The organism is Frankia sp. CcI49, from assembly GCF_001983215.1.
GTDB lineage: Bacteria > Actinomycetota > Actinomycetes > Frankiales > Frankiaceae > Parafrankia > Parafrankia irregularis.
In genome coordinates, this window is record NZ_MOWP01000007.1 from 278,975 (window position 1) to 285,540 (window position 6,566).

At 66.6% G+C, this 6,566-nt stretch carries 6 protein-coding genes; 3 read left to right on the plus strand and 3 right to left on the minus strand.

The genetic code is table 11. The annotated features are described in order from the left end of the window. Positions 1-26 precede the first annotated feature (26 nt). Positions 27-776, minus strand: coding sequence for a class I SAM-dependent methyltransferase (locus CcI49_RS07570; protein WP_076825260.1), 750 nt, complete (start codon positions 774-776; stop codon positions 27-29). A 1,032-nt stretch (positions 777-1,808) separates the two neighbouring features. Here CcI49_RS07570 and CcI49_RS07575 point away from each other — a divergent pair. Next, positions 1,809-2,630, plus strand: coding sequence for a replication-relaxation family protein (locus CcI49_RS07575; RefSeq protein ID WP_277872697.1), 822 nt, complete (start codon positions 1,809-1,811; stop codon positions 2,628-2,630). Between the two features lie 56 nt (positions 2,631-2,686). On the opposite strand, the gene CcI49_RS07580 is transcribed toward CcI49_RS07575, so the two are convergent. Then, complete coding sequence (locus CcI49_RS07580) at positions 2,687-3,034, minus strand: hypothetical protein (protein ID WP_131831029.1); 348 nt, start codon at positions 3,032-3,034, stop codon at positions 2,687-2,689. Continuing rightward, positions 3,031-3,606, minus strand: a complete 576-nt coding sequence (locus CcI49_RS07585; protein ID WP_158230722.1) for a helix-turn-helix domain-containing protein — start codon at positions 3,604-3,606, stop codon at positions 3,031-3,033. The genes CcI49_RS07580 and CcI49_RS07585 overlap by 4 nt, the downstream gene beginning before the upstream one ends. 592 nt (positions 3,607-4,198) lie before the next feature. Here CcI49_RS07585 and CcI49_RS07590 point away from each other — a divergent pair. Together CcI49_RS07590 and CcI49_RS41440 are read left to right on the plus strand one after the other, a co-directional pair. Continuing rightward, positions 4,199-5,866, plus strand: a complete 1,668-nt coding sequence (locus CcI49_RS07590; RefSeq protein WP_076825266.1) for a recombinase family protein — start codon at positions 4,199-4,201, stop codon at positions 5,864-5,866. Positions 5,867-6,146: 280 nt separating this feature from the next. Then, a complete protein-coding gene (locus tag CcI49_RS41440) occupies positions 6,147-6,389 on the plus strand; it encodes a hypothetical protein (protein ID WP_131831030.1) in 243 nt (80 codons plus the stop codon). Positions 6,390-6,566 lie beyond the last annotated feature (177 nt).

Here is a 6,566-nt window from a genome sequence, read left to right on the forward strand (position 1 = left end):
TTCCTGGCTACGCGCCGTAGCTGGGTTTAGATCGATCGATTCGCCGGGATGCGGTAGACGGAGACGTGCGATCGGGACTCGGTGGTGAACGCGGTGCCGTGCCAGTCGGCGTGCCTGGTCTCGAGTTCGAAGCCTGCCAGTTGCGCCATGAGGTCGAGTTCGGCTGGCCAGATGTAGCGGTGGTGGCTGCGTGCCAGCCGGGCTTCTCCGTTCTCCTCGAGCCTGATGTGGTGTGAGACGACGTGTTGGTGCAGGACGTCGTAGGTGTCGAGAGCGATGTAGTCGGGGTCGGACTGCCAGACGACGGCTTGCTGGCCTGGTGGAAGCTTGCGTAGCTCTGGCACCCACAGTTCGATCACGAAGTGGCCGCCGGGGGCGAGGTGACGGGCGGCGTTGCGGAAGCAGGCGACCTGCTCGGTCTGCGTGAGCAGGTTGGAGATCGTGTTGTAGACGAGGTAGACGAGGGCGTAGGTGCCCGGAGCGACCGCCGTCGCCATGTCTCCCACGATGACGGGAATCGCCGCCTCGTCCGCCCTCGCGCGTAGCCGGTCGATCATCGGGAGGGATAGCTCGATCCCGGTGACGGGCACCCCTCGCGCGGCGAGCGGGACGGCGACCCGGCCGGTGCCGATGGCGAACTCCAATGCCCTCCCGGTGCCCGCGAGCCCTGCCAAGCGGTCCACGGTCGGCCCCACTACCTCGGGGGCGAACATACCGACGCCCGGCGTGTCATAGCGCTGAGCGGCATCAACGTCCCAGATCTCGCGCTGTTCCACAGGTGACCACGATCGTCCCGGGCGTTGGCGCCGTCCATCGGTTTTGGCCGCCGGGGCGATCGGTTGGCCACGGCTGTCTCAAAGCGGGGCACCGCAGCAGCGCTTGGCCAGGCGCCGCTGCGGTGCCCCGCTGTGGTCAACTGCAGAGAAGCTTGCCCATCGGCGGCTGGCCAACAACCGCGATCTGCCAGCGCCGAGTAGTTAGCCGATGTTCGTTTGCGTGAGCAGAACTTCAGGTTTGCCGGTTAAATAATCATCGCCCTGGTATGTCCCTTATGTCGATCGGAGGGGGCTGCGGGTCTGTGGCCTGCGGGAACAGCGCCGCCGAGTGTCGCTTCCCTGGCTTTGAGGGGCTGTTTCGAGGCGAATTGAGAGGTCGTGGGCGAGCTTGTCCCGGACGGTGGAATGGGGCTACGGTCGTATCCGCCCCCTTGACCGCCGGGCACCGACCCGCTAGCGGGCGGCCGGTTCGGTGGGAGACGGGGTGGTGGTAGCAGCGAGGCGCTGGGACTCGTTTCCGTCGGCGGTCCACCGGACTGGTGACGGAGCGAGAAGTCCAGCGGGTGTTGCTGTGAGTCGGGTGGCCTGCGAGCCGCTCCCGGGAGCTGTTTCCCGTGAGCGGGGGACGCGGGTCCGCAGCCGGGTGCCACATGTGTGGCGTCGTGCCGGAAAGGAGGAACGACAGAGATGGCGACCATTCTCCGTCCACGAACCTTCCTGAAGGTCACCTCCTAGCCGCACGCCGGTCGGCCAGCGCACCGCCGCGACCCCTACGACGGGTCCGCGTGGCGGTCCGGTTGGCCGACCGTGTCTGGGACCGGCTGGCCCACCGCCTTATGAGACGGCGGGCCAGCCGGATAGCCGGCGCGTGCGTTGACGCAGGTCAGCGCGGCTGGGTGGGTTCGCGGACGGATCCAGACTCGACGTCCTGGAGCAGGTATTCCCACGACTTCGACGCGCGGGCGGGGCCGGCCGGTAGGTCCGCTGGCGCTCCTGCAGGGTTTGACCGACAGAGATCTCTACCTACTGGATGTGCTGGCGGCGCATCGTGTCTTGACCGCGGAGCAGGTGGCCGCGTTGCTGTATCCCTCGGTGGATCGGGCGCAGCGCCGGCTGCTGGCGTTGACGCGCCGAGGGGCGTTGGAGCGGTTCCGCGCGCGGGTGTATCCCGGGTCGCAGGCGTGGCGGTACACGCTGAGCCATCCGGCGGTGCAGCTCCTCGCTGCTGCGCGGGCAGAGCGGCCGGTGTCTCGGTCGGCGCACAACACCGCGGTGCTCCGCTTGGCGCGGAGCGGAACCCTCGAGCACCAGCTGGGTGTGAACGGCTTTTTCACCGGCCTCGCTCGAGACGCGGCTGCCCGTCCAGCGATCCGGTTGGCCAGCTGGTACTCGGAATCCGCCATCTACGAGGTGATGAAATGGCACCGGCTCGCAGGGGCGGTCCGTCCGGATGGGTACGGCCGGTGGATCGAAGGCTCGCGGGTGACGACGTTCTTCGTCGAGTACGACCGGGGGACCGAGTCGCTGGAACGGCTAGGCAGCAAGATCACCGCCTATGCGACTCACTATCCGGGCATGACCGTCCTGTTCCACCTACATTCCGCGCTTCGTGAGACGCACTTCCACCACAGGCTCATCGGAGCCGGTCGGGAGGGAATCGCGACCACGACGGCCGAGCTCCTCGCCGCGTCGGGAGAAGGCGTGAGCGGTCCGGTCTGGCTGGCCAGCGCGGCTGGCACTCGGCGCCGCCTCCGGCTGAACGAACTGCCAAACAGTGGATTCGCTCTACAGATCAGCGAGTTCAGTGTCGGCACCGCCCCGCTCCCGGCCCCGCATCTCCCGGAGGTCGCGTGAGCCCCGTCCACGGGGAGAGGCGGCGGCCGGCTCTCCCGCCGGCCGCCAGTGTGCTCTCACCTCGGCGCGACGGCCGTTCCCGAGGACGGGCTTTGCTGGTCGACGGCGCGGTGCAGCGCCACCGCCAGCGCTCGGCCTTCCGTAGGGGTCAGATAGCAGGCGCTGACATCGCCGAGGGTGTTGAGCAGGCGCAGCAGAATCACCGGCCCGGTTGCGGTGCCGCCCTCGGGGCGGATCAGGATCTCTGTCTCGTCGAGACGGCCGGTGAGGATGCTGCTGCCCGCTCCGTAGTCCACCAGCCGCGACGCGCGATCCTGCTCCTGTGGCTGGTTCCCGACCGGGTCCGGCTCCCGGTCGTGACCTGGCGGGAACGGGCCGGCGGGCCGCCGGGGGCCTCGCCTCATCGGAGGTGGACGCGGCGGGGACGGCCCGTCCCGGCCTGTTCGGCGACGCCGGTCGCGATCAGCAGATCGAACACGTTCGTCACCGCCCCGGCGGAACGGCCGACCACACGAGCGATCTCCCCGGCCGACCAGGCCCGGGTCCGATCCCGGCCCAGGCAGGCCACCACCAACTCCCGCAGCCCACCCGGCGCCAGTCGACTACCAGTCGACGTCACCCGGCCTTGTGCCCTCCACACCGGCGCGCCGTCGATCTCGGACCTGCTGCCCGGGGACGGCACGTCCGCCCCCGGGCTGGATGGCACCGGCGGCGGTGCCGTGTCAGCCGAACCCGGCTTGCCGGTTGGGCTCCACTGGTCCGGATCCCGGCCGGCACCATGCCGCCGGCCGGGAACGCGCACGGCACGACCGCCGGCCTCCAGCACGGTCAACGAACGACTCACCGTCGTGCGCGCCAGCCCCGTCTTCTCCACCAGCTCCGCCACCGTCACCGACCCCTCCGCGGCGGCAAGCGCCGCTGCCACCAGGCGCGAGGTACCGGACCTGTACCCGTCGTCGTTCAAGGAAACCGACACCAGAAACCCTCCGCATATTTCCGAACGGCGACCCGACATGCGCCGGGCCGCCAGCAGGAGAACTCCAAACCGCCGCCCTTGCAAGCAAAAACCAAAAGAAATCCCGGATGCTCACGTTCCGGGTATCGGAAGTTGAGAAGAGTCTCGACGGAGATCTCCGGTTTCGGAGTGCGACGTCGAGCAGGAAAAGCCCGTGGTGTCTAGACAGAGGAGAACTGGGCTATCGCGTCAACCGATGACACGACCCCGCCAGACCCGAGTGCAACCCGACCCGTAGTCGGACGCCGCCCGGCCACCCACCGGCCGAAGAAACCTGTCAGGCGGAGAAGCCTAGCCCTCCCATCTATCGACGTAATCGTCGCAGCGCCGCACTTTATTTCCCTGACCGTTGAGGAGCGCGCCGCCGCTGTCAGCGCCCTCACGGACCTCCTTCGCGCACATCGAAGCAGACAACAGGAAGAGTCGCCAAATGATGTCGAATGACGGTCGTCCCGCCGTTGAATGCGAGCGATAATAAACAGCGATAACCCGGCGTCCACCATTATCGGCGCGTCGCTGACCTGTCGATCGTTCATTCCCGAGGAGAACTGACGTGACGTCCAGCCATCGAAAAAGTCGCATCCACCAGCCCGACCGCACGACCAAACGGGTAGCGATCTACCTGCGCATCTCCACCGACGAGAAGAACCAGCCGTTCTCCCTGGAAGCGCAGGAGACCAAGCTCCTGGCGTTCATCACCAGCCAGGACGGCTGGGAACTGACCAGCAAGTACGTCGACCAGGCGTCCGGCGCCACCACCGACCGCCCCCAGCTCCAACGTGCCCTCACTGCGGCACGCGCCGGAAAGTTCGACATCCTGCTCGTCTACCGCCTCGATCGCCTCACCCGCTCACTACGCGGCCTGACCGAACTCCTCGAAACCCTCGACAAGGCCGGAGTCGCGTTCCGCTCCGCCACCGAGCCCTTCGACACCGGCAACGCCACCGGACGCATGATTATTCAGATTCTCGGCGTCATCGCCGAGTTCGAACGCGCCCTCATCATCGACCGGGTCATCAACGGCATGGAAGTCAAAGCCAGCCTCGGGCAATGGCAAGGAGGATCCCGCCCCTACGGCTACCAGATCGACCCCAACACCGATCACCTGACGGTGGACCCCGTCGAAGCCCCCATTGTCCGCCGCATCTTCACCGAGTACGTCAACGACCGCCTCGGCAGCCAGGCCATCGCCCGCAAACTCACCAGCGACGGCCTGCGCACCAAAACCGGCCTTCCCTGGTCTCCCGCCGCAATCCTCACCATCCTGCGCAACCGCGTATACCTCGGTTACATCACCTTCCGTGATGTCGAGCATGCCGCACCACACCCCACCATCATCGACCCTGACCTCTTTCACCAAGCGCAGAAAATCCTGGCGGAACGCGCCAAATCCACCGCCACCAAACGCGCCGCGTCCGGCTCCGACTACCTGCTCACCGGAAAGATCCGCTGCGCCCAATGCGGCCGGCACTACATCGGCACCGCCGCCCGCGGAAACCTCTACCGATACCGCTACTACAGCTGCTGGACCCGTAACCGCTACGGCACCAGCATCTGCCCGGCCGAGCGCCTGCCCGCCGAACAGGTCGACGCGGCCATCCTCAACGCCATGATCGAAACCTACGCCGGCAGCGGACTGGTCACCGAAGCCGCCGCCTCGCTCGCCGGCCGCATCGCTGACACCCGCGCCGCCCACCGCGACGAACTCGCCACCGTCGACAGCGAGATCAGCAAGGCCGAGACCGCGATCGACCGCTACTTCAATGCCTTCGAAGCCGGCACCATGACCGACGCCCTCGTGGGTGGCCGCATCGAGAAACTCACCATCAAGATCAAGGAACTGCAGGGCCGCCGGGCCGAACTCGTCGAGCACCTCGCAGACGACGCCACCCAGCCCGTCCCACCGACGGCCGCGGACCTGACCCGCCTGTCCACCCAGATCGCTGACGCCATCCGCGACGGCGCGCCCGCTACGCTGCGCCGCCTGACGGACGCCCTCGTCGCCGAGATCACCGTGACCAGCCGCAGCCACATCCAGCCCACGTTCCGCATCCCCACCCAGTCAGCCGCACCCACGGGCGGCAGCGACAGCGGGCAGGACGGAACGCAACCGTCCAGCGACGGTACGGAGGTTCGCGCAATACACGGATCGGTGCGCCCGGCAGGGATCGAACCTGCGACCCAGTGCTTAGAAGCAATTGAGCCTGGTGCGGAATGCTGAACTGCCTGTTCACAGGTGGTGCGCGAGCGTCGGAGTCATAGTTATCAGGTGTCTGTCGGGACGGCTTTCCCTGCGCTGCGCTCGGGGGTTTTCTTGCTGGTTGTCGAACGCCGGTGGTGTGAGCTGTGCTGGGCGGGTGGTGGCGCGGTGCCAGTATAGCTTGGCGTTCGGTGGCGGGCCTGTCTTTCCGGCGATGCTGGTTCTGGTGGCGCTGGGTGGCGTGCCTGTGGTGACCGTGGCCATTCTGAGCATGTGAGGGGGCGTACGGAGTACTGGTTACATGAAAATCGTTTTTCATGGATGGTTGGACCGGCCCGATTCCCTGCCTGCTTTCAAGGTATTGATTGTAGGGGAATTTACTGGTGTCGATTTGGTGATTGCATTTATTTTCGGTCGGCACTCGCAGGGAAATATCTGTGTCCCTGGGGTAGTGGCGAGTAATGTGCCGTTGTCAGATTTTGGCGACGGCAGGGGTGGCAAGATTTTGTGGTGGTTGAAGTTCTCCGGGGTTCGAGGTGGGTGAGGTTTTGGAGGTGGATGGGATTTATCTGCGGCGGCGGAGGAAGCCGCGCGGTCGGGCGGTTTTACGGGCGTGGTCGAGGTTCGCGCGGAATGCTGCTAGCAAGGGATGCGCCGGGTCCAGGATTCGTTCTGCCTCGGTGAGGGTGCGTTCGAACAGGGGGATGGCCTGGTCGAGTCG

Bases quoted from the DNA above. Each gene is read 5' to 3' on its own strand.
- CcI49_RS07580 (WP_131831029.1), bottom strand. From the start codon at position 3,034: ATGAGGCGAGGCCCCCGGCGGCCCGCCGGCCCGTTCCCGCCAGGTCAC.
- CcI49_RS41440 (WP_131831030.1), top strand. From the start codon at position 6,147: ATGAAAATCGTTTTTCATGGATGGTTGGACCGGCCCGATTCCCTGCCT.